This is a genomic window from Serratia sp. SA088 (genome assembly GCF_049065515.1).
GTDB lineage: Bacteria > Pseudomonadota > Gammaproteobacteria > Enterobacterales > Enterobacteriaceae > Serratia > Serratia nematodiphila.
This window is the reverse complement of sequence record NZ_JBAKGW010000004.1, coordinates 84,150-104,335: the sequence shown is the minus strand read 5'-3', so window position 1 is coordinate 104,335 and position 20,186 is coordinate 84,150. Positions and strand designations below refer to the sequence as shown.

General features: G+C 58.3%; 18 protein-coding genes, 6 tRNA genes and 3 other RNA genes. 24 read left to right on the top strand and 3 right to left on the bottom strand.

Going from position 1 to position 20,186, the window contains the following annotated elements; all coding sequences use genetic code 11:
* Window positions 1-275 precede the first annotated feature (275 nt).
* The 22 genes from cydA to pnuC all read left to right on the top strand — a co-directional run bounded on the left by cydA (window position 276) and on the right by pnuC (window position 12,658).
* Window positions 276-1,844 carry a cytochrome ubiquinol oxidase subunit I gene (gene cydA, locus ACOWVD_RS12140; protein ID WP_004939873.1) on the top strand — a complete coding sequence of 523 codons (1,569 nt, stop codon included), beginning with the start codon at window positions 276-278 and terminating at the stop codon, window positions 1,842-1,844.
* Window positions 1,845-1,858: 14 nt separating this feature from the next.
* Window positions 1,859-2,998, top strand: a complete 1,140-nt coding sequence (gene cydB, locus ACOWVD_RS12135; RefSeq protein ID WP_015376980.1) for a cytochrome d ubiquinol oxidase subunit II — start codon at window positions 1,859-1,861, stop codon at window positions 2,996-2,998.
* Between the two features lie 17 nt (window positions 2,999-3,015).
* On the top strand, window positions 3,016-3,129 hold the full coding sequence (gene cydX, locus ACOWVD_RS12130) for a cytochrome bd-I oxidase subunit CydX (RefSeq protein ID WP_004939868.1): 114 nt from the start codon (window positions 3,016-3,018) through the stop codon (window positions 3,127-3,129).
* A complete protein-coding gene (gene ybgE / locus ACOWVD_RS12125; RefSeq protein WP_004939866.1) occupies window positions 3,129-3,425 on the top strand; it encodes a cyd operon protein YbgE in 297 nt (98 codons plus the stop codon). Before cydX ends, ybgE begins: the two co-directional genes overlap by 1 nt.
* Window positions 3,426-3,555: 130 nt before the next feature.
* On the top strand, window positions 3,556-3,960 hold the full coding sequence (gene ybgC / locus ACOWVD_RS12120) for a tol-pal system-associated acyl-CoA thioesterase (RefSeq protein ID WP_004939863.1): 405 nt from the start codon (window positions 3,556-3,558) through the stop codon (window positions 3,958-3,960).
* On the top strand, window positions 3,957-4,640 hold the full coding sequence (gene tolQ, locus ACOWVD_RS12115; protein ID WP_004939862.1) for a Tol-Pal system protein TolQ: 684 nt from the start codon (window positions 3,957-3,959) through the stop codon (window positions 4,638-4,640). The genes ybgC and tolQ overlap by 4 nt, the downstream gene beginning before the upstream one ends.
* Window positions 4,641-4,652: 12 nt before the next feature.
* Complete coding sequence (gene tolR, locus ACOWVD_RS12110) at window positions 4,653-5,081, top strand: colicin uptake protein TolR (RefSeq protein WP_004939859.1); 429 nt, start codon at window positions 4,653-4,655, stop codon at window positions 5,079-5,081.
* An 81-nt stretch (window positions 5,082-5,162) separates the two neighbouring features.
* Complete coding sequence (gene tolA / locus ACOWVD_RS12105) at window positions 5,163-6,389, top strand: cell envelope integrity protein TolA (protein ID WP_049240189.1); 1,227 nt, start codon at window positions 5,163-5,165, stop codon at window positions 6,387-6,389.
* 132 nt (window positions 6,390-6,521) lie between these two features.
* Window positions 6,522-7,814: a Tol-Pal system beta propeller repeat protein TolB gene (gene tolB, locus ACOWVD_RS12100; protein WP_004939856.1), complete on the top strand. Its 1,293-nt coding sequence runs from the start codon at window positions 6,522-6,524 to the stop codon at window positions 7,812-7,814.
* Between the two features lie 44 nt (window positions 7,815-7,858).
* On the top strand, window positions 7,859-8,374 hold the full coding sequence (pal, locus tag ACOWVD_RS12095; protein WP_004939853.1) for a peptidoglycan-associated lipoprotein Pal: 516 nt from the start codon (window positions 7,859-7,861) through the stop codon (window positions 8,372-8,374).
* 9 nt (window positions 8,375-8,383) lie between these two features.
* The gene (cpoB, locus tag ACOWVD_RS12090; protein WP_004939852.1) at window positions 8,384-9,178 is read left to right on the top strand and encodes a cell division protein CpoB; all 795 of its coding nucleotides are present in this window, start codon (window positions 8,384-8,386) and stop codon (window positions 9,176-9,178) included.
* A 178-nt stretch (window positions 9,179-9,356) separates the two neighbouring features.
* A tRNA-Lys gene (locus tag ACOWVD_RS12085) sits at window positions 9,357-9,432 on the top strand.
* Window positions 9,433-9,461: 29 nt separating this feature from the next.
* Window positions 9,462-9,537: transfer RNA gene (locus ACOWVD_RS12080), tRNA-Val, on the top strand.
* Window positions 9,538-9,544: 7 nt separating this feature from the next.
* Window positions 9,545-9,620, top strand: a tRNA-Lys gene (locus ACOWVD_RS12075).
* Between the two features lie 15 nt (window positions 9,621-9,635).
* Window positions 9,636-9,760: non-coding RNA, RtT sRNA (locus tag ACOWVD_RS12070), on the top strand.
* Between the two features lie 153 nt (window positions 9,761-9,913).
* Window positions 9,914-9,989 (top strand) — tRNA-Lys (locus tag ACOWVD_RS12065).
* 13 nt (window positions 9,990-10,002) lie between these two features.
* Window positions 10,003-10,126, top strand: a non-coding RNA gene (locus ACOWVD_RS12060) — RtT sRNA.
* Window positions 10,127-10,171: 45 nt separating this feature from the next.
* Window positions 10,172-10,247: transfer RNA gene (locus tag ACOWVD_RS12055), tRNA-Val, on the top strand.
* A 6-nt stretch (window positions 10,248-10,253) separates the two neighbouring features.
* Window positions 10,254-10,329: transfer RNA gene (locus ACOWVD_RS12050), tRNA-Lys, on the top strand.
* Between the two features lie 75 nt (window positions 10,330-10,404).
* Window positions 10,405-10,529, top strand: a non-coding RNA gene (locus tag ACOWVD_RS12045) — RtT sRNA.
* A gap of 321 nt (window positions 10,530-10,850) precedes the next feature.
* Complete coding sequence (nadA, locus tag ACOWVD_RS12040) at window positions 10,851-11,912, top strand: quinolinate synthase NadA (protein WP_164095980.1); 1,062 nt, start codon at window positions 10,851-10,853, stop codon at window positions 11,910-11,912.
* Between the two features lie 20 nt (window positions 11,913-11,932).
* The gene (gene pnuC / locus ACOWVD_RS12035) at window positions 11,933-12,658 is read left to right on the top strand and encodes a nicotinamide riboside transporter PnuC (protein ID WP_021504601.1); all 726 of its coding nucleotides are present in this window, start codon (window positions 11,933-11,935) and stop codon (window positions 12,656-12,658) included.
* A 35-nt stretch (window positions 12,659-12,693) separates the two neighbouring features.
* Here the strand turns inward: pnuC and zitB are convergent, their stop codons facing one another.
* Genes zitB through ACOWVD_RS12020 form a run of 3 tightly spaced genes read right to left on the bottom strand, consistent with a single transcriptional unit; the run spans window position 12,694 to window position 17,458 of the window.
* Window positions 12,694-13,656, bottom strand: coding sequence for a CDF family zinc transporter ZitB (zitB, locus tag ACOWVD_RS12030; RefSeq protein WP_004939843.1), 963 nt, complete (start codon window positions 13,654-13,656; stop codon window positions 12,694-12,696).
* Complete coding sequence (locus ACOWVD_RS12025) at window positions 13,656-16,856, bottom strand: ATP-binding protein (protein ID WP_420286342.1); 3,201 nt, start codon at window positions 16,854-16,856, stop codon at window positions 13,656-13,658. The genes zitB and ACOWVD_RS12025 overlap by 1 nt, the downstream gene beginning before the upstream one ends.
* Window positions 16,853-17,458 (bottom strand): response regulator transcription factor, encoded by a 606-nt coding sequence (locus tag ACOWVD_RS12020; protein WP_197798639.1) that lies wholly within the window; start codon window positions 17,456-17,458, stop codon window positions 16,853-16,855. The genes ACOWVD_RS12025 and ACOWVD_RS12020 overlap by 4 nt, the downstream gene beginning before the upstream one ends.
* 212 nt (window positions 17,459-17,670) lie before the next feature.
* Between ACOWVD_RS12020 and aroG the strand changes: the two genes are divergently transcribed.
* Complete coding sequence (gene aroG, locus ACOWVD_RS12015) at window positions 17,671-18,723, top strand: 3-deoxy-7-phosphoheptulonate synthase AroG (protein ID WP_004939837.1); 1,053 nt, start codon at window positions 17,671-17,673, stop codon at window positions 18,721-18,723.
* Between the two features lie 267 nt (window positions 18,724-18,990).
* Entirely contained in the window at window positions 18,991-20,181 is a 1,191-nt protein-coding gene (locus ACOWVD_RS12010; RefSeq protein WP_033633900.1) for a YjgN family protein, read from the top strand.
* Window positions 20,182-20,186 lie beyond the last annotated feature (5 nt).

Here is a 20,186-nt window from a genome sequence, read left to right as displayed (position 1 = left end):
AAAAACCTATTTATTGTGTGGGATTGGGCGAGTATCATCCATGTTGTGATTATGGATGGTTGATCTTGTTGCATTTGTTACCCGTTGTCGGTTTTCAGTGGCGTGCTTGTCGGCGGCCCGAGGGGCTATTGGCCGAGTGTGCGGTTGAAAGCGGAGAAGCTGGATCAAATTTGTTGTGTTTAAGGGCATTCACTGCGGGGCGTTACTGGCGGCTTTGAAAGAAGTATGCCGATAACCGCGTGTCGGAGTCTTCCTGCGAGGAGCAAGGAGTCAAGATGTTTGATATTGTCGAACTGTCGCGCTTACAGTTTGCTTTAACGGCGATGTACCATTTCTTATTTGTCCCATTAACGCTCGGTATGGCGTTCTTGCTGGCAATTATGGAAACGGTATATGTCCTGTCTGGCAAACAAATCTATAAAGACATGACCAAATTCTGGGGAAAGTTATTTGCGATTAACTTTGCTCTGGGTGTGGCCACCGGTTTGACCATGGAGTTCCAGTTCGGGACCAACTGGTCGTATTTCTCTCACTACGTCGGCGATATCTTCGGGGCCCCACTGGCCATCGAAGGTTTGATGGCGTTCTTCCTTGAATCGACGCTGGTCGGCCTGTTCTTCTTCGGCTGGGATCGTCTGAGCAAGGTGCAGCACATGGCGGTAACCTGGTTCGTGGCCCTCGGCTCAAACCTGTCCGCGCTGTGGATCCTGGTCGCCAACGGCTGGATGCAGAACCCGATCGCGTCGGATTTCAACTTCGAAACCATGCGCATGGAGATGGTCAGCTTCTCCGAGCTGGTGCTTAACCCGGTTGCGCAGGTGAAATTCGTTCACACCGTGGCTGCAGGCTACACCACCGGCGCCATGTTCGTGCTGGGCATCAGCGCTTATTACCTGCTGAAGGGCCGCGACATCGCTTTCGCCAAACGCTCCTTCGCCATCGCCGCCAGCTTCGGCATGGCTGCGGTGCTGTCGGTGATCGTGCTGGGTGACGAATCCGGTTACGAAATGGGCGACGTACAGAAAACCAAACTGGCCGCCATCGAAGCGGAGTGGGATACCCAGCCGGCGCCGGCGTCCTTCACCCTGTTCGGCATTCCCGATCAGGACAAGATGGAAAACTCCTTCTCTATTCAGATCCCGTATGCGCTTGGCCTGATCGCCACGCGTTCCACCGACACGCAGGTCACTGGCCTGAAAGATCTGCTGGCGCAACATGAAGTGCGCATCCGCAACGGCATGAAAGCCTACCAGCTGCTGGAAGAGCTGCGCGGCGGCAATACCGATCCTGCGGTGCGTGCGGAATTCAACAAAACCAAGCAAGACCTGGGCTACGGCATGCTGCTGAAGCGTTATACCCCGAACGTCAGCGACGCGACGGAAGCGCAGATCCAGCAGGCGACCAAGGACTCCATTCCACGCGTGGCGCCGCTGTACTTCGCCTTCCGCATCATGGTGGCCTGTGGCGTGCTGATGCTGCTGATTATCGGCCTGTCCTTCCTGAGCGTGGTGCGCGGCCGCATCGGCCAGAAAAAATGGCTGTTGCGTGCGGCGCTGTATGGCCTGCCGCTGCCGTGGATCGCGGTGGAAGCCGGCTGGTTCGTGGCGGAATACGGCCGTCAACCGTGGGCGATTGGTGAGGTGCTGCCGACCGCAGTCGCCAACTCTTCGCTGACCGCGGGCGACATTCTGTTCTCGATGGGGCTGATTTGCGGCTTGTACACCCTGTTCCTGGTGGCTGAAATGTACCTGATGTTCAAGTTTGCGCGTCTGGGTCCAAGCAGCCTGAAAACCGGCCGCTACCACTTTGAACAACCGACTGCCGCCGTGCAGGAAGCGCGCTAAACAGGAGTCCACGTATGTTTGACTATGAAGTACTGCGATTTATCTGGTGGGTGCTGGTTGGCGTACTGCTGATCGGCTTCGCCGTCACCGACGGTTTCGACATGGGCGTCGGCATCCTGGTGCGCATCATCGGTAAAACCGATACCGAGCGCCGGGTGATGATCAACTCCATCGCCCCGCACTGGGACGGTAACCAGGTGTGGCTGATCACCGCCGGCGGCGCGCTGTTCGCCGCCTGGCCGATGGTCTACGCAGCGGCCTTCTCGGGCTTCTACGTCGCCATGATCCTGGTGCTGGCGGCCTTGTTCTTCCGCCCGGTCGGTTTTGACTACCGTTCCAAGCTGGAGAGCAGCCGCTGGCGCAACATGTGGGACTGGGGCATCTTCATCGGTTCCTTCGTGCCTGCGTTGGTATTCGGCGTGGCGTTCGGCAACCTGCTGCAGGGCGTGCCGTTCCATGTGGACGAATACCTGCGTCTGTTCTACACCGGCAACTTCTTCCAACTGCTGAATCCGTTCGGTCTGTTGGCAGGCGTGGTCAGTCTGACCATGCTGGTCACTCAGGGCGCGACCTACCTGCAGATGCGCACCACCGGCGAGATCCACCTGCGGTCACGCGCCGCAGCGCAGATCGCGACGCTGATCATGGCGGTATGCTTCCTGCTGGCGGGTGTGTGGCTGGTGAAAGGCATCGACGGCTACGTGATCACTTCGGCGCTGGACACCATGGCGGAATCCAACCCGCTGCGTAAAGAAGTGGCGCATCAGGCCGGCGCATGGCTGATCAACTTCAACAAGTATCCGCTGCTGTGGGCCTTGCCTGCACTGGGCGTGGTGCTGCCGTTGTTCACCATCCTGTTCTCGCGTCTGGAGAAAGGCGCGCTGGCGTTCGTCACTTCGTCGCTGACCATCGCCTGCGTCATCCTCACCGCCGGGGTCACCATGTTCCCGTTCGTGATGCCGTCCAGCACCGTGCCTAACGTCAGCCTGACCATGTGGGACGCGACGTCGAGCCTGTTGACGCTGAAAGTGATGACCGTCGTGGCGGCGATCTTCGTGCCTATCGTTTTGGCGTACACCAGCTGGTCGTACTACAAAATGTTCGGTCGTCTCGACAAGAACTACATCGAAAACAACAAGCATTCGCTGTACTAAGGATAAGGAGCTAAACCATGTGGTATTTTGCCTGGATTCTCGGAACGCTTCTTGCCTGCGCCTTCGGCATCATCACGGCGCTGGCGCTTGAGCAGAGCGAAGCGACCAAAGCTCAGCAAGACGGTAAGTAATGAGCTCGTCCGTGATTGACAAGCTGTACGCTGTCACCGACAAGGGCCCGGTTCGGGCCCTTTCCCTGGTGCTGGCGTTGATTTTGGCGGGGTGCGTGTTCTGGGATCCGACGCGTTTCGCCGCCAAAACCAGCTCGCTGGAGATTTGGGAAGGGCTGTTGCTGATTTGGGCCGTATGTGCCGGAGTGATCCACGGTTTCGGATTCCGCCCGCAGCGCAGCGTCTGGCGCGCTTTTTTCGCGCCGCTTCCTGCAATTGTGATCTTGTGCGCAGGATTACTTTACGTTTCTTTATAATCTCCCCGATGTCCCCACGTTATGGGCCCTCACGGCCCATAATTATTTTCATTCCCATCTTGTAACCCATTCCCAACCCGATCCGTCTTGCGTATAGTAGCAGCGTTAAATTGCATTGCTGGGAAGTAGAGTGAGTAATACGTTGTTTCGATGGCCGGTTCGCGTTTACTACGAGGATACCGATGCCAGTGGTGTGGTCTATCACGCCCGCTACGTCGCCTTTTTTGAAAGAGCGCGCACAGAGATGCTGCGTCAGCACAACTTTCATCAACAGCAGCTGCTCAGTGAACAAGTCGCTTTTGTCGTCCGGCGCATGACGGTGGATTATCTGGCTCCGGCTCGTCTCGACGAGCAACTGGAGGTCCAGAGTGAAATCACCTCTCTGCGCGGGGCTTCTCTCACGTTTGCTCAACGCATTGTCAATTCTGACGGGGCCCTACTGAGCCAGGCAGATGTCCTGATTGCCTGTATTGATCCACACCAAATGAAGCCAAGAGCGCTTCCTAAGTCTATTGTCGCGGAGTTTAAGCAGTGACTGACATGAACATCCTAGATTTATTCTTGAAGGCGAGCCTGCTGGTTAAGCTTATCATGTTGATTTTGATATGCTTCTCGGTAGCCTCCTGGGCGATCATCATTCAGCGCACCCGTATCCTCAATGCGGCGACGCGTGACGCCGAAGCCTTTGAAGACAAATTCTGGTCCGGTATCGAGCTTTCCCGTCTGTACCAGGAAAGTCAGGCGCGTCGCGATAGCCTGACCGGTTCTGAGCAGATCTTCCATTCCGGGTTCAAAGAGTTCGCCCGCCTGCACCGCGCCAACAACCATGCGCCGGAGTCGGTGATCGAAGGGGCGTCGCGCGCGATGCGCATTTCGATGAACCGCGAACTGGAAACGCTGGAAACCCATATTCCGTTCCTCGGCACCGTCGGTTCGATCAGCCCGTACATCGGCCTGTTCGGCACCGTGTGGGGGATCATGCACGCCTTTATCGCGCTGGGCGCGGTGAAGCAAGCCACGCTGCAGATGGTGGCGCCGGGTATCGCCGAAGCGCTGATCGCCACCGCGATCGGTCTGTTCGCCGCCATCCCGGCGGTAATGGCCTACAACCGTCTCAACCAGCGCGTCAACAAGCTTGAGCAGAATTACGACAACTTTATGGAAGAGTTCACCGCTATTCTGCATCGTCAGGCCTTCTCCAGCGACAGCAAATAAGTAGGAGGTAGCATGGCGAGAGTACGTGGACGTAGTCGGCGTGAGCTGAAGTCCGAAATTAACATCGTTCCGCTGCTCGACGTGTTGCTGGTGCTGCTGCTGATCTTTATGGCAACCGCGCCAATCATCACGCAGAGCGTGGAGGTTGACCTGCCGGACGCCACCGATTCCAAGACGGTGTCCAGCGATGACAATCCGCCGGTGATCCTCGAGGTTTCCGGTGTAGGTCAATACACCCTGGTGGTGGATCACAACCGTATGGAGCTGCTGCCGCCTGAGCAAGTCGCGGCCGAAGCCAAGTCGCGTTTGGCGGCTAACCCGAAAACGGTCTTTTTGATCGGCGGTGCGAAGGAAGTCCCTTACGATGAGATTATCAAGGCATTGAATATTCTCCATCAGGCGGGCGTGGCTTCCGTGGGGCTGATGACCCAGCCGATCTGACCGTAAGGCCAACGGCAACCCGGTTCCTGCGCTGCGGCCCAGGAACCCCGTATAAGCAACACCAGTTTTTGGGAATCTATTTTGGTAAAGGCAACTGAGCAAAACGATAAGCTGAACCGCGCCGTTATTGTTTCGGTCGTTCTGCACTTCATATTGATTGCCCTGCTGATTTGGGGATCGCTGCAGGAAAAGGTCGACATGGGCGCCGGCGGCGGTGGCGATGGCACCGTGGTCGGTGCGGTGATGGTCGATCCCGGCGCGGTGGTTGAGCAGTACAACCGCCAGCAGCAGCAGAGCAACGATGCGCAGCGTGCCGAAAAGCAGCGCCAGAAAAAAGCGGAGCAACAGGCCGAAGAGCTTCAGCAGAAGCAGGCGGAGCAACAGCAGCGCCTGAAAGAGCTGGAGAAAGAGCGTTTGGCGGCGCAGGAGAAAGCCGCGCAGGACGCCAAAGCGCAGGCTGAGCAACAGCAGAAGGCGGCGGAGCAGCAGAAGCAGGCTGCCGAGCAGCAAAAAGCGGCGGAAGCCGCCGCAGCGAAAGCCAAAGAGCAACAGAAGGTCGCCGAAGCCGCCGCCGCCAAGGCGAAGGCTGAAGCGGACAAGGTCGCCAAGGCGCAGGCGGAAGCCCAGAAGAAAGCCGAAGCGGAAGCCAAGAAAGAAGCGGCCGCCGCAGCCGCCGCCAAGAAACAGGCGGAAGAGGCGAAGAAAGCCGCCGCCGCCGCGGCAGAGCAAAAAGCTGCAGAGGCTGCGGAGAAGAAAGCGGCCGCTGAAGCTGAGAAAAAAGCCGCAGCGGAAGCCGAGAAGAAGGCTGCCGCTGAAGCAGAGAAGAAAGCTGCGGCAGAGAAAGCGGCTGCCGCCAAAAAAGCCGCTGCGGACGCCAAGAAGAAGGCTGCCGCTGAGGCTGCGAAACAATCGGAGGAAGTTAGCGATCTGTTTGGCGGCCTGGCGGACGGCAAGAACGCGCCGAAGGGCGGCGGTGCCAAATCGAAGGGCGACGGTAAACCGGCCGGGCAGGGCAATGCCAAGACGGCTGGCGCCAGCGGGGCGGATATCAGCGGTTATATGGGGCAGATCCAAGGGGCGATTCAGAGCAAATTCTATGACGCCAGTTCGTTCGCCGGCAAAACCTGCGACCTGCGTATCAAGCTGGCGCCGGACGGCCTGCTGATAAGTGTACAAGCGGCGGGCGGCGATCCTGCTTTGTGTCAGGCCGCGGTCTCTGCCGCCAAGTTGGCGCATATACCGAAGCCGCCGAGCGATGCCGTTTATCAGCACTTTAAGAATTCTATCCTTGAATTCAAACCGCAATAACGGTTGATTGAGTGAGTAATATCACAGGGATGTACTAAGGTAACCAACAGGGATTATGTAGTTTTGCGTAAGTTGGTTTGTTAAAATTCTGCTAATTTATCGCAGGCATCCCGCCTGGATAAGGGAGATGAGATGAAGCAGGCATTTCGAGTAGCGCTAGGTTTTTTAATTCTGTGGGCGTCCGTGCTGCACGCGGAAGTTCGCATTGAAATCACCCAAGGGGTCGACTCCGCTCGCCCGATTGGTGTGGTGCCGTTTAAATGGGCGGGCCCAGGCACGCCGCCGGAAGATATCGGCAAGATTGTCGGCGCGGATCTGCGCAACAGCGGCAAATTCAACCCGATCGACGTGGCGCGCATGCCGCAGCAACCGACCTCCGCGTCTGAAGTGACGCCGGCGGCCTGGACTGCGCTGGGCATCGACGCCGTGGTGGTCGGCCAGGTTCAACCTGGCGCCGACGGCAGCTACCTGATTTCCTACCAACTGGTGGACACCTCGGGTTCGCCGGGCACTGTCTTGGCACAGAACCAGTATAAAGTGACCAAACAGTGGTTGCGTTATTCTGCCCATACCGCCAGCGACGAAGTGTTCGAGAAGCTGACCGGCATCAAGGGCGCGTTCCGCACCCGTATCGCCTACGTGGTGCAGACCAACGGCGGGAAATTCCCGTACGAGCTGCGCGTAGCGGATTACGACGGTTACAACCAGTTCACGGTGCACCGTTCGCCTGAGCCGCTGATGTCGCCGGCCTGGTCGCCGGACGGCAGCAAACTGGCTTACGTGACCTTCGAGAGCGGCCGCTCTGCGCTGGTGGTGCAGACCCTGGCTAACGGCGCTATCCGCCAGATCGCCTCGTTCCCGCGCCACAACGGTGCGCCGGCGTTCTCGCCGGACGGCAGCAAGCTGGCCTTCGCGCTATCCAAGAGCGGCAGCCTGAACCTGTACGTGATGAACCTCGGCTCCGGCCAGATCACGCAGCTGACCGATGGCCGCAACAACAACACCGAACCGACCTGGTTCCCGGATGGCCAGTCTCTGGCGTTTACCTCCGACCAGGGCGGGCGTCCGCAGATTTATAAAATCAGCGCCAGCGGCGGTGCCGCGCAGCGTCTGACGTGGGAAGGCTCTCAGAACCAGGATTCTGAAGTCAGCTCCGATGGTAAATTCCTGGTGATGGTGAGCACCAACAGTGGTGCACAACACATCGCCAAACAAGATCTTGGATCGGGCGCCGTTCAGGTTTTGACCGGCACCTTCCTGGATGAAACGCCTAGTATTGCGCCAAACGGCACCATGGTGATCTATAGCTCCACGCAAGGTATGGGCTCCGTGCTGCAGTTGGTGTCAACTGATGGGCGTTTCAAAGCGCGTCTTCCGGCAACTGATGGACAGGTCAAATTCCCTGCCTGGTCGCCGTATCTGTGATGCATGTGTAAATATGTATGGCAAACTATAAAAGGATCAAAGAAATGCAACTGAACAAAGTGCTGAAAGGGCTTCTGCTGGCACTGCCAGTTCTGGCTGTAGCAGCTTGTAGTTCTAACAAAAGCGCGAACAACGACCAATCTGGTATGGGCGCTGGCGCCGGCACTGGTATGGAAAACGGCAGCAGCAACCTGTCTTCCGAAGAACAAGCTCGTCTGCAGATGCAAGAACTGCAGAAGAACAACATCGTTTACTTCGGCCTGGACAAGTATGACGTAAGCTCCGAATTCGCTCAGATGCTGGACGCGCACGCTGCATTCCTGCGTAACAACCCGTCTTACAAAGTGACCGTTGAAGGCCACGCTGACGAACGCGGCACGCCGGAATACAACATCGCTCTGGGTGAGCGTCGTGCTAACGCCGTTAAAATGTACCTGCAGGGTAAAGGCGTTTCCGCTGACCAGATCTCTATCGTTTCTTACGGTAAAGAAAAACCAGCAGTACTGGGCCACGACGAAGCGGCTTATGCTAAAAACCGTCGTGCCGTTCTGGTTTACTAAGAGAATCGCATGAACAGTAACTTCAGACGTCACCTGTTGAGTCTGTCGTTACTGGTTGGCGTAGCGGCCCCTTGGGCCGCTACTGCCCAAGCGCCAATCAGTAATGTCGGCTCCGGCTCGGTCGAAGACCGTGTCACCTCGCTTGAGCGCATCAGCAATGCTCAAGGCCAGCTTTTAAACCAACTCCAGCAGCAACTCTCTGACAATCAACGCGACATTGATTCTCTCCGTGGGCAAATCCAGGAAAGCCAGTATCAGTTGAATCAGGTCGTTGAACGCCAGAAGCAAATCTATCAACAGATGGATAGCCTCAGCCAGGGCGGCGCTCAGAGCGCCTCTGCGGCAGCGGGCGCTGCCGGCGGGGCAGCCGCAGGCGCATCTTCCGATGCGGGCAGCAGCGCGCCTGCAGCCGCTTCTGCAACGCCGAGCGGCGGTGATGAGAACAGCGATTACAACGCCGCTGTTTCTCTGGCGCTGGAAAAAAAACAGTACGACCAGGCGATTTCCGCCTTTCAGTCCTTCGTAAAACAGTACCCGAAGTCTACTTACCAGCCCAACGCCAACTATTGGCTGGGCCAGTTGTTCTACAACAAGGGTAAAAAAGACGATGCGGCCTATTATTTTGCGGTGGTGGTGAAGAATTACGCTAAATCACCGAAGGCGCCGGACGCCATGTACAAGGTGGGTATCATCATGCAGGAAAAAGGGCAGGCTGATAAAGCCAAGGCCGTGTTCCAGCAGGTGATTAAACAATACCCAACCAGTGCGGCGGCCAAGCAGGCGAAAAGTCGCGTAGGCGGTTAACGGTTAGAAAAATGAGCCCAGAAGTTAGTCGATTTGACCGATTTCTGGGCTCATTCGCGTGAAGAACAAGCAGTTGAACGCATCGGTAAAAAATTTAGGTTGCGCTGCCAAGATAAATTAGTAATATATGCCGCCGTTGCCAAGACATCTTGCAAGATGTTAAAGCGGCAGGGAAATTGGGTCGTTAGCTCAGTTGGTAGAGCAGTTGACTTTTAATCAATTGGTCGCAGGTTCGAATCCTGCACGACCCACCAATTTCTGAAGTAGCAGTAACCACAACAGTGGGTGATTAGCTCAGTTGGTAGAGCATCTCCTTTACACGGAGGGGGTCGGCGGTTCGAGCCCGTCATCACCCACCACTGTTATGGGTCGTTAGCTCAGTTGGTAGAGCAGTTGACTTTTAATCAATTGGTCGCAGGTTCGAATCCTGCACGACCCACCATTCTTAGAGAATGGCTGCAATAGAGAATCGTAAAGGATGAGAACCGTAAAGGTTCGAGTCTCGCGAAGCGAGACAACATCACTCCGGTGATGGCCCGCAAGGGCGAGGCCAAAGGCCGAGTTATCCTGCACGATCCACCATTCTTAGAGAATGGCAGCTTCAGAATCGGTTTGATGTGGCAAAGTAAAGGTCCGAGTCGAGTACCCGTCGAGTTGTCCTGAACATCCCCATCCTTGTTTTCCGCGAGTCGGTTTTTTGTGACCTATTCGCCATCAGCAGTAAACCACATCAGTGGGTCGTTAGCTCAGTTGGTAGAGCAGTTGACTTTTAATCAATTGGTCGCAGGTTCGAATCCTGCACGACCCACCACTCTTTGATAGAGCAAGGTGTTAAATCGTCAGGATGAGAACCGTAGAGGTTCGAGTCTCGCAAAGCGAGACAACATCACCCCGGTGATGGCCCGTTAGGGCGAGGCCAAAGGCCGAGTTATCCTGCACGACCCACCACTCTTTGATAGAGCAAGGTGTGAAAAATAGCAGTACCACAGCAGTGGGTGATTAGCTCAGTTGGTAGAGCATCTCCTTTACACGGAGGGGGTCGGCGGTTCGAGCCCGTCATCACCCACCACACTGCGGGTCGTTAGCTCAGTTGGTAGAGCAGTTGACTTTTAATCAATTGGTCGCAGGTTCGAATCCTGCACGACCCACCAATTCAGAAAAAAGCGCCTTTTGGCGCTTTTTTCGCATCTGCGCCACCTGGCTCTGCCTTTATCCTCTTACTGACATGGCCCACTGAGTCGTGCGGGTGAGATCCTGCGTTCAGGTTCGAGCATCGCGTAGCGATACGACAACGCGCAGCGTTGCCCGCAGGGTGAGGCCAGAGGCCGAATCAATCCTGCACSACCCACCAATTCAGAAAAAAGCGCCTTTTGGCGCTTTTTTCGCCTCTGCAGCACCCCAACCTGAATCCCTGCTTTCTCGTTTCAACAACACACCGATCATCATCCCGCTCTTCTCTGAACGCCATACGCCCCCACCAGGACATTATCCGCCGGGATCTGCGTGGTCAATGTCTGTCTTTTTAATCTATTAAACACTGAGTGCGTAAATATGAAAATATCAGCGGACTTTTCGCGCGGTTTTAGGTATTTTGTTTAGTATATAAAACGAGGGGCGTTGCGGCAGGCGATATTCACGCGGCAGGCGCCCAGCCTAGCATGAGATTGCAGCGATGAGTGAAATGTTTGATGTCAACGCGGCGGTGTATCCCTTCCCGCCGAAACCGGTACCGCTGGACGTAGCGGAAAAAGCCTTTTATCGCGAGAAGATCAAAACGCTGCTCAAGCAGCGCAACGCGGTAATGGTCGCCCATTATTATACCGACCCGGAAATCCAGGCGCTGGCGGAAGAAACCGGCGGCTGCGTGGCGGATTCGCTGGAAATGGCGCGTTTTGGCAGCGCGCATCCGGCTTCGACGCTGTTGGTGGCCGGCGTGCGCTTCATGGGGGAGACCGCCAAGATCCTCAGCCCGGAAAAGCAGGTGCTGATGCCGACGCTGTTTGCCGAATGTTCGCTGGATCTGGGCTGCCCGGAAGAGGAGTTTCATGCGTTTTGCGACAGTCATCCCGATCGCACCGTGGTGGTCTATGCGAACACCTCGGCGGCGGTCAAAGCGCGCGCTGACTGGGTGGTGACCTCCAGCATCGCCGTCGAACTGATCGAGCATCTGGATAGCCTGGGCGAGAAAATTATCTGGGCGCCGGATCGTCATCTCGGCAGCTATGTGCAGAAGCAGACCGGTGCCGACGTGTTGTGTTGGCAAGGCGCCTGCATTGTCCATGACGAGTTTAAGACCCAGGCGCTGCGGCGCATGAAGGCGCTCTATCCGCAGGCGGCCATCCTGGTGCATCCCGAATCGCCTCAGGCGGTGGTCGAGCTGGCGGATGCGGTAGGATCGACCAGCCAACTGATTCAGGCGGCGAAAACATTGCCGCATCAACAGCTGATTGTCGCCACCGATCGCGGTATCTTTTACAAGATGCAGCAGGCTTGTCCGGACAAGGAACTGTTCGAGGCGCCGACCGCCGGAGACGGCGCGACCTGCCGCAGCTGCGCGCATTGCCCGTGGATGGCGATGAATGGCCTGAAGGCGATTGCCGAAGGGCTGGAGCAGGGGGGCGCGCAGCATGAGATCCATGTGGACGCCGCGCTGCGTGAAAAGGCGCTGGTGCCGCTGAACCGCATGCTGGATTTCGCCGCTCAGCTTAAGATGCAGGTTAAAGGCAACGCTTAACCGTTTAAAAGGATGACCTCATGAGCTTCTTCAGTACCAGCAATATTCTGGTGCATATTCCGCTTGGCGCGGGCGGTTACGATCTGTCGTGGATCGAAGCCATCGGCACACTGTTCGGGTTGCTGTGCATCTGGTACGCCAGCAAGGAAAAAATCATCAACTACCTGTTCGGCCTGATCAACGTCACGCTGTTCGCGGTGATTTTCTTCCAGATCCAGCTGTACGCCAGCCTGCTGCTGCAGCTGTTTTTCTTCGGCGCCAATATTTACGGTTGGTATGCCTGGAGCCGCCAAACCCAGGATAACCAGGCCGAGCTGCAGATCCGCTGGCTGCCGCTGCCGAAAGCGTTGGCCTGGGCGGCGGTTTGCGTCATCGGCATCGGCCTGATGACTTTCAACATTGACCGCGTGTTCGCCTGGCTGACGCAGATTGCGGTGGCGGTGATGCAAGGGCTGGGGCTGAACGTACAGATGCCGACGCTGCAGCCGGACGCCTTCCCATTCTGGGATTCGGCGATGATGGTGCTCTCCATCGTGGCGATGATCCTGATGACGCGCAAGTACGTGGAAAACTGGCTGCTGTGGGTGGTGATCGATGTCATCAGCGTGGCGATCTTTGCCTACCAGGGCGTGTACGCGATGGCGCTGGAGTATGTCATTCTGACGCTGATCGCCCTGAACGGCTCCTGGCTGTGGATCAAGAGCGCCGGGCGCAACCATTCCAATCCGTTATCTTCCGCTCCGTAACAACGCAGAGGGCGCCGTGATGGCGCCCTCTTGGCTTAGTGGCGATGCCCCAGGTGCGAATGCGCTTCGCCATGTGAGTGTTCACTCGGCTCCGGCGCCCGGTTGATGCCGCAGTCCGGCGTCTCGCAGTGCCGGTACTCCATCTGAATGGTCACGTGGCCGATCTTGTAGTGTTCCAACAGATAAGCCTGGATGCGTTGCAACAGCCCATCGTGGTCATGCGGCGGGATCACCTGCGCATGCAGCGTCATCAGCTTCTGTTCGCCGATCTGCCAGACGTGTACGTGGTGGATGTTGCGCACTTCCGGGATGTTCAGGCACAGGTCTTTTTGCAACTTGGCGATGTCGACCTCCTGCGGCGTGCCTTCCAGCAGCTCGTGGAAGCTCTCCTTCAGCAGCCGCCAGGCGCTGCGCAGCACCAGACAGGAGACCAGCACCGACAGGATCGGGTCAATCGGCGTCCAGCCGGTGGCGAGAATGACGATGGCGGCGACGATGGCGCCCACCGAGCCGAGCAGGTCGCCCAGCACATGCAGCGCGGCGGCGCGCACGTTGATATTTTTCTCTTCGTTGCCGCGATGCAGTAGCCAGAAGGCGAACAGGTTCGCCAGCAGCCCCGCTATGGCGATGATCAGCATCGGAGTGCCCATCACCGGCTGGGGTTCGAAGAAACGCCGTATCGCCTCCCATAGGATGAATACCACGATCACCAGCAGCGCCGCGGCGTTGAGGAAGGCCGCCAGGGTGGTCAGGCGCAGATAGCCAAAGGTGTGGCGCGCGTTGGGCTTGCGCTGGGAAAAGTGCACCGCCATCAGCGCCACCAGCAGCGCGGCGGCATCGGTCAGCATGTGCCCCGCGTCGGCCAACAGCGCCAGCGAGCCGGACAACAGGCCGCCGACCACCTCGGCCACCATAAAGACGGCGGTGACTAAAAAAGCGGTCAGTAGGCGTTTACTATTACTGTCTTTCGGCAGGTGTACGTGTGGAGTGTCCGACATTATTCATCCTTATGCATAGCGAAAGTGGGGGCGGCGGCGAGCAGAGCGTCCAGCTCCGGTTCTATCTGCGCCACTAACGCCTTTAATTTAGTATAAGCGGCGGCGGCAAACTCGCCCCGACGTGCGGTTTCCACCAGTTGCTGGCACAGCTGCGCGGCTTCCGGCAGCTGCAGCATCAGCAGGCTGCCCTTGATGCGGTGCGCCGCCTGTTCCAGGCGTGGCCAGTCGCTCGCGGCGACGGCATCCGCGAGCCGCTGCCGGTCTTGCCGCAGCGTGTCGCTGAGCGTCTGCGCCAGCCGCTGCATCATGGCGCGATCGCCGCCCGCCATTTCCGCCAGCGTTTGCCGCAGGTCAGTAAGGACTGACTTTTCTTCCTGAACCTGCGGTTGCTGAGCCAATACCTGGCCGATCGCCGCCAGTGAAATCGGCTTGGTCAGGAAGTGGTCGATCGCCACCAGCCCTGGCGGGATGCGGGTAAACTCCTGCACGTCTGCCGAGCAGAGCACGATGCGGCAAGGCGGGCGCCGTAGCCGCTGTTCGTCGCGGCGAATCAGCCTGGCCAGCGTCAGGCCGTCCGGGCGCGGCATGTTATAGTCGATAAACAGCAGATCGAAAGGCTGCCGGCGCTGGGCCTTCAGCAGCGCATAGCCTTGTTCAAAGCGGGCCGGCTGCAGCCCGAAGTGGCGCAGCTGGCGTTCCAGCAACAACAAATTGGTGGGATGGTCGTCGATCAGCGCGGTACGCAAGGCGGAAGACGGCAGAGCAAAGGTGTGCTCCTCCTGGGCGCCAGCCGTCGCGGCGCCGCTCAGCTCGACCGGTATCGCGACCTCGACGCGGGTGCCGACGCCCGGCTGCGAGTGCAACTCGATGCGGCCGCCCATCTGTTCGACGATTTCTTTGCAGATCGACAGGCCCAAACCGGTACCTTGCACCGAGATGCGTTGCGCGCCGCGCGCGCGGTAAAACGGTTGAAACAGCTTGCCTACCTCATCGGCGGCGATGCCGCAGCCGCTGTCGTTCACCGTTAGCTGCAACTCTCCCCGCCGTTCATCCTGTGCGCGCCAGCCGACGTCGACCTGAATGGCGCCGCGCGGCGTGAACTTTATCGCGTTGTTTATCAGGTTGTTAGCCACCTGAAGTAAACGCTCACCATCAATAATCACCGCCTCCGGCAGCGCCGGATCCGCCACCACGCTCAAGGTCAACGGCCGTTCGCCGATAAGCGGCCGGTAAAGGGCGTCGATGCGCGCGACCCAGGGGCGCAGCGCCACCGGTTTCGGCGCCAGCGTCAACGACCCGGTTTCCAGCCGCGCGTGATCCTGCAGGTCGTTGAGCAAGTTGAGCAGCGATGAGGCCGAGCTGTAAATCACCGGCAGGCCTTCCGGCGCAGGTTGGCGTTTGAGCTCCAGTTCCAGCAGGCCGAGGATGGCGTGCATCGGCGTGCGCAGTTCATGGCTGACGGTGGCGAGGAATTTGCTCTTCATGCGGTTTTCCGCTTCGGCGCGGCGGCGCGCCTGCTCGAGCTCTTCGCGTTCGCGTTTTTCACGGCGCTGCAGCATGAAACGGCGCAGCGTCAGCGCCAGCAGCAGCACGGTGGCGGCGGCCAACAGCGCCAGCAGCCAGGTGGTCTGCGGCGGCATGCGGTTGTCGTTCACCGCGTCGATCAGGTTGCTGCGGTCGACGATCCACTCGTCGCGCAGCGATTGCAGGGTATCCGCCGGGATCTGCATCAGGTTCTTATCGAGGATCGCCAGCAGCAGCGGTTGATCGCGGCGCACGCCGAAGGCCACCGGATAGGGGATGTTGTTGGCGGCGAAGGCCAGCTTGATGGCGCCGGAATAGCGCGACAGCGCCAAAAAGTTGGCGGAGATGACGTTATCCACCAGCGCATCCAGCTGGCCGTTGGCCAGCGCGTCGTACATCGACTTGCTGTCGGCGAAGCTGACGGTCTGTTCCTGCTCCGGCACCAGCCCCTGAGCCAAATCGCCCTGCAGCACGCCGATGCGCTTGCCGGCCAGATCGCCCCAGGTCGAGACGCCGTTGGCATACTGGCCGACGTAAACGCCCCACAGCGAACGGTGGATCGGCATGCTGGCGCCGTAGCGCGCCTTGACGCCGCGCGCCAGCGGCAGGGCGGCGCGGAAGCTGGCCTGGCCGGACTGCACCAGCTGATCGGCCTGCTCGGCATTGCGCGCCCACAGCGGCGCGAAACGCAACCCGGTGTTTTGCGCGATGATGTTGAGAATATCGATGGCGTAGCCGCGCGGCTGGCCGTCGGAACCGCGGTAGGCGAACGGGAAGTTGTTCTCGATGGCGGCGTAGTAAACCACGCGATGGCTTGCTACCCAATTCTTCTCCATCGTCGTCAGATCGGCATTGCCGGTATCGAGGTAGCTGGGGATCTTTTTGCTCCAGCGGCTCTGCAGGGCATTCATCAGTTCCATCGGCGCGTCGGCGATGGCGGTGTTCAGCGTGTCTATCAGCCGCGGATCGGCGGCGGCGAACACGAAGGAGAGGTTGCCCAGGTTCTCGTTGCTTTCAATCTGATAGAGCTGGCCAAGCTGCAGCTGGTCGATGATAAAGCTGGCGCTGGCCTCGTCGGCGATAAAGTAGTCGCTGCTGCCGTTCAGCAGCGAATAGACCGCCTGCAGATTGTTGTCGTAGCGCTGGATCTGCGACGCCACCGCCTGCAGGGCGCCGCCGGACTGCATGTCGGTCAGCGCGCCGATCGCGACGCGGGCGTTGGCGGAATTGAGCATCACCGGCCGATCGTTGCTGCGATCGCGCAATACGCGCAGGTTGCTGACGTAGTAAGGCTGGGAGATCTCCAGCCCGTGCAGCGCTTCGCTCTGCGGGATGCCGTACAACAGATCGACCTTGCCGTCGTGCAGCGCCTGCTCCAGCTGGGTCAGGTCGGCGAAGCCGTAAATGGCGAAGCGGATGCCGGTTACCTGCTGGATATAGCCGAGGTAGTCGGCGTTCAGCCCATACAGATCGTCATCCACAATGATGTTGTACGGGCTGGTGTTCTCACTGATGATGCCGACGCGCAGCGTGCGGTCGCGCCAGGGATTTTTCTCGCCGACGATCAGCATATTCTCGGGGGGATTCAGGTTGCTGACCAGCTGATAGCGCACCGGCTCCCCCGCCTGCGCCAGGCCGCACCACAGGATCAGCAGCAGCAGGGCGCGGCGCATCATGGCGCCAGCTCTTTAAACACCGCCACCAGCTCCAGCAAATTGCCGGCGCCGGTTTTGCGCTGGATGTTTTTCTTGTGCGTGCTGACGGTCTTGTTGCTGATGTGCAGCCGGTCGGCGATCTGCAGGTTGGACAGCCCCTGGCTTAGCAAACCCAGCACTTCGAGCTCCTTGGGCGTGAGCAGCCCGCCGTCCGCCGTCGGCGCTTCTTCGGCCAGCGCGGCAGTGGGGAAACTGGTTTCACCGCCCAGCACCTGCTCGATCGCCTGCACCAACTCCGCCAGCGAGCTGCCTTTGTTGACGAAACCGTCGGCGCCGGCGGCATGCGCCATGCGCGCATACACATCGGCTTCCTGCGCGGTATAGATCAGGATCTTTTGTTGCGGGTAGTGGCGGCGGATTTTTTTCAACAGCTGCAGCCCGTCGACCTGCGGCAGGCCGATATCCAGGATCACCAGGCTGAAAGCGGTCTCGGCCAGCAGAGCCAGCGCCTGGACGTCGTCCTGCGCCGCCTGCAGACGGTAGGGGCGGGATGATTTCATTAGCGCCGCTTCCAGTGCGACATGAACCACCGGGTGGTCATCAACTAATAACAGAGAAGGCATGTTCAACTCGGGTCGCTTTATATTCCGATCGCTAGCATAGCGAAAAAGGAGGCTCTGTGCTCCCCTGATGAAACAGCACAATCTGCTGTTAATTTGGCGGTTCCAGCGGAGGGGGGCAAAGGTGATTTACAGCGCCAGTCCCACAGGCTAGATTGTTGGGATCTACACCGTTACGCACTGCGAAATACCCCTCGATACCGAATGGAAAAGCTATGAATTACCAAAACGACGATTTACGCATTAATGATATTAAGGAACTCCTGCCGCCGGTGGCTCTGCTGGAGAAATTCCCGGCCACTGAACGCGCGGCAAAGACGGTGTCCCAGGCCCGCAGCGCAATTCACAATATCCTTCGTGGCAGCGACGATCGCCTGCTGGTGGTGATTGGCCCTTGCTCCATCCACGATACCCAAGCCGCCAAAGAGTACGCGGGGCGCCTGCTGGCGCTGCGTGAAGAACTGAGCGGCGAGCTGGAAGTGGTGATGCGCGTATACTTCGAAAAACCGCGCACCACCGTGGGCTGGAAAGGCCTGATCAACGATCCGCAGATGGACAACAGCTTCAACATCAACGACGGCCTGCGCCTGGCGCGCAAGCTGCTGGTGGAGATCAACGACAGCGGCCTGCCGGCCGCCGGCGAATTCCTCGACATGATCACGCCGCAGTACCTGGCGGATCTGATGAGCTGGGGCGCCATCGGCGCGCGCACCACGGAATCGCAGGTGCACCGCGAGCTGGCCTCCGGCCTCTCGTGCCCGGTCGGTTTCAAGAACGGTACCGACGGCACCATCAAGGTGGCGATCGACGCCATCAACGCCGCCGGCGCGCCGCACTGCTTCCTGTCGGTGACCAAGTGGGGCCACTCGGCGATCGTTAATACCAGCGGCAACGGCGACTGCCACATTATCCTGCGCGGCGGCAAAGAGCCGAACTACAGCGCGGCGCACGTGAAGGACGTCAAAGCCGGCCTGAGCAAAGCCGGGCTGCCGGCGCAGGTGATGATCGACTTCAGCCACGCCAACAGCAGCAAACAGTTCAAAAAGCAGCTGGACGTGAGTGCGGACGTGTGCGGGCAGATCAGCGGCGGTGAAAAAGCGATCATCGGCGTGATGATCGAAAGCCACCTGGTGGAAGGCAACCAGAACCTCGAAAGCGGCGAACCGCTGGTTTACGGCAAGAGCGTGACCGACGGCTGCATCGGCTGGCAGGACACCGAAACCGTGCTGCGCGATCTGGCGGCGGCGGTAAAAGCGCGCCGCGGATAACCGCAAACAATGAAAAGGGCCCGATAGCGGGCCCTTGTTTTATCTTTGCCATTGCACTTCTCTATATTCCACGACTTTAAGGCTTACAGTTAATGGGCCAATTAAGTCATTAAGCGACCCCCTTCGCATTATTCCTATTTAAGAAAAGAATAATTGTCACTGCTCGCGGCATTGTGCTTATATAAGACGCTTTTTTTATTCCATAAACCCCGCAGGCCTAATAAGCGGGGAGTGGTATGACCTTATTCCTTTCAGGATGAAAGAATTATGACAAACAATACCTCGCAGCCGCTGGGGCTGCACCGGATTAAATTCCATGGGAAAGGTGGTGAGTACTTCGCTATTTGGTTAGTCAATGCATTATTGACCGCCCTGACCCTGGGAATCTATTCCGCCTGGGCGACGGTGCGCCGTCGCCGCTATTTTTACGGCAACACGGAATTGGACGGCGATCGTTTCGACTACCATGCACAACCGCTGCAAATTCTGAAAGGGCGGCTGTTGGTGATCGGCGGCATCATCGTGTTTTATATCTTGCTGGCGATAACGCCACTGTTGGGGCTGCTGGCTTTGCTGGTGTTGCTTGCCCTGCTGCCGTGGATCGTTATCCGCAGCTGGCGCTACAATGCGATTATGTCGAGCTATCGCGGCGTGCGTTTTAATTATGTCTGCCGCACCGGGCGCGCCTATTGGGCTTTACTGTTCTGCCCGTTATTGCTGATTATCGGGCTGTATGTCGGTCTGATCATCTTGCTCGGCATTGGCAGCGGTCTTGGCAGCATCAACGCCATCGCTTTTATGCTGGTGCTGACGCTGATTTTGGCCGTGCCGGCATTTGCGGCGGTAAATGGTATTATTAGCGCACTGCAGCATGATTTGTACGTTAATAACCTGTTCTTCGGGCGCACTCCGTTTATTGCCGAACTGAAGAAATCGGCCTTTATCAAATTTGCCTTGATCGGCCTGCTCATATTCCTGCCATTCATGTTGGTCGCGTTGGTGTGCATCGGTTCGTTCTTCTTTACTCTCTATCAGATGGTGTTGATGGGGATGTTAACCAACGAAGCCATTGATGTGCTGGTGCTGGACAATATCAGCAGCCTTCTGCTGATGATGGTGGTGCTGTTAATCGGCGCGCTGGTGGCCAGCAGCTACCAGGTCGTTGCCCAGCGCAACTATCTGTTTAACCAGGCAAGGCTGAACGGCGACATCAAGCTGCATTCCTCAATGAAAACGCTGCCATACATGGGATTGTTGATCACCAATACCCTGATTACCCTGTTCTCGCTCGGTTTGGCGGCGCCGGTGGCGGAAGTGCGTCATGCCCGTTATCTGGCGGCCTGCACGGCGGTTGAAGGCGATCTGGCGCTGCTGGACATTACGGCGCATCAGGAAAGCGCCAACAGCGCGGTGGCCGAAGAAGCGCTGCAGGCGCTGGATCTGGGCGGCAACTTCTGAGGCGC

What these genes read in the sequence shown, in the direction of transcription:
- cydA (WP_004939873.1), top strand. Translation starts at nt 276, where the DNA reads ATGTTTGATATTGTCGAACTGTCGCGCTTACAGTTTGCTTTAACGGCG.
- cydB (WP_015376980.1), top strand. Translation starts at nt 1,859, where the DNA reads ATGTTTGACTATGAAGTACTGCGATTTATCTGGTGGGTGCTGGTTGGC.
- cydX (WP_004939868.1), top strand. Translation starts at nt 3,016, where the DNA reads ATGTGGTATTTTGCCTGGATTCTCGGAACGCTTCTTGCCTGCGCCTTC.
- ybgE (WP_004939866.1), top strand. Translation starts at nt 3,129, where the DNA reads ATGAGCTCGTCCGTGATTGACAAGCTGTACGCTGTCACCGACAAGGGC.
- tolR (WP_004939859.1), top strand. Translation starts at nt 4,653, where the DNA reads ATGGCGAGAGTACGTGGACGTAGTCGGCGTGAGCTGAAGTCCGAAATT.
- tolB (WP_004939856.1), top strand. Translation starts at nt 6,522, where the DNA reads ATGAAGCAGGCATTTCGAGTAGCGCTAGGTTTTTTAATTCTGTGGGCG.
- pal (WP_004939853.1), top strand. Translation starts at nt 7,859, where the DNA reads ATGCAACTGAACAAAGTGCTGAAAGGGCTTCTGCTGGCACTGCCAGTT.
- cpoB (WP_004939852.1), top strand. Translation starts at nt 8,384, where the DNA reads ATGAACAGTAACTTCAGACGTCACCTGTTGAGTCTGTCGTTACTGGTT.
- nadA (WP_164095980.1), top strand. Translation starts at nt 10,851, where the DNA reads ATGAGTGAAATGTTTGATGTCAACGCGGCGGTGTATCCCTTCCCGCCG.
- pnuC (WP_021504601.1), top strand. Translation starts at nt 11,933, where the DNA reads ATGAGCTTCTTCAGTACCAGCAATATTCTGGTGCATATTCCGCTTGGC.
- zitB (WP_004939843.1), bottom strand. Translation starts at nt 13,656, where the DNA reads ATGTCGGACACTCCACACGTACACCTGCCGAAAGACAGTAATAGTAAA.
- ACOWVD_RS12025 (WP_420286342.1), bottom strand. Translation starts at nt 16,856, where the DNA reads ATGATGCGCCGCGCCCTGCTGCTGCTGATCCTGTGGTGCGGCCTGGCG.
- ACOWVD_RS12020 (WP_197798639.1), bottom strand. Translation starts at nt 17,458, where the DNA reads ATGCCTTCTCTGTTATTAGTTGATGACCACCCGGTGGTTCATGTCGCA.
- aroG (WP_004939837.1), top strand. Translation starts at nt 17,671, where the DNA reads ATGAATTACCAAAACGACGATTTACGCATTAATGATATTAAGGAACTC.
- ACOWVD_RS12010 (WP_033633900.1), top strand. Translation starts at nt 18,991, where the DNA reads ATGACAAACAATACCTCGCAGCCGCTGGGGCTGCACCGGATTAAATTC.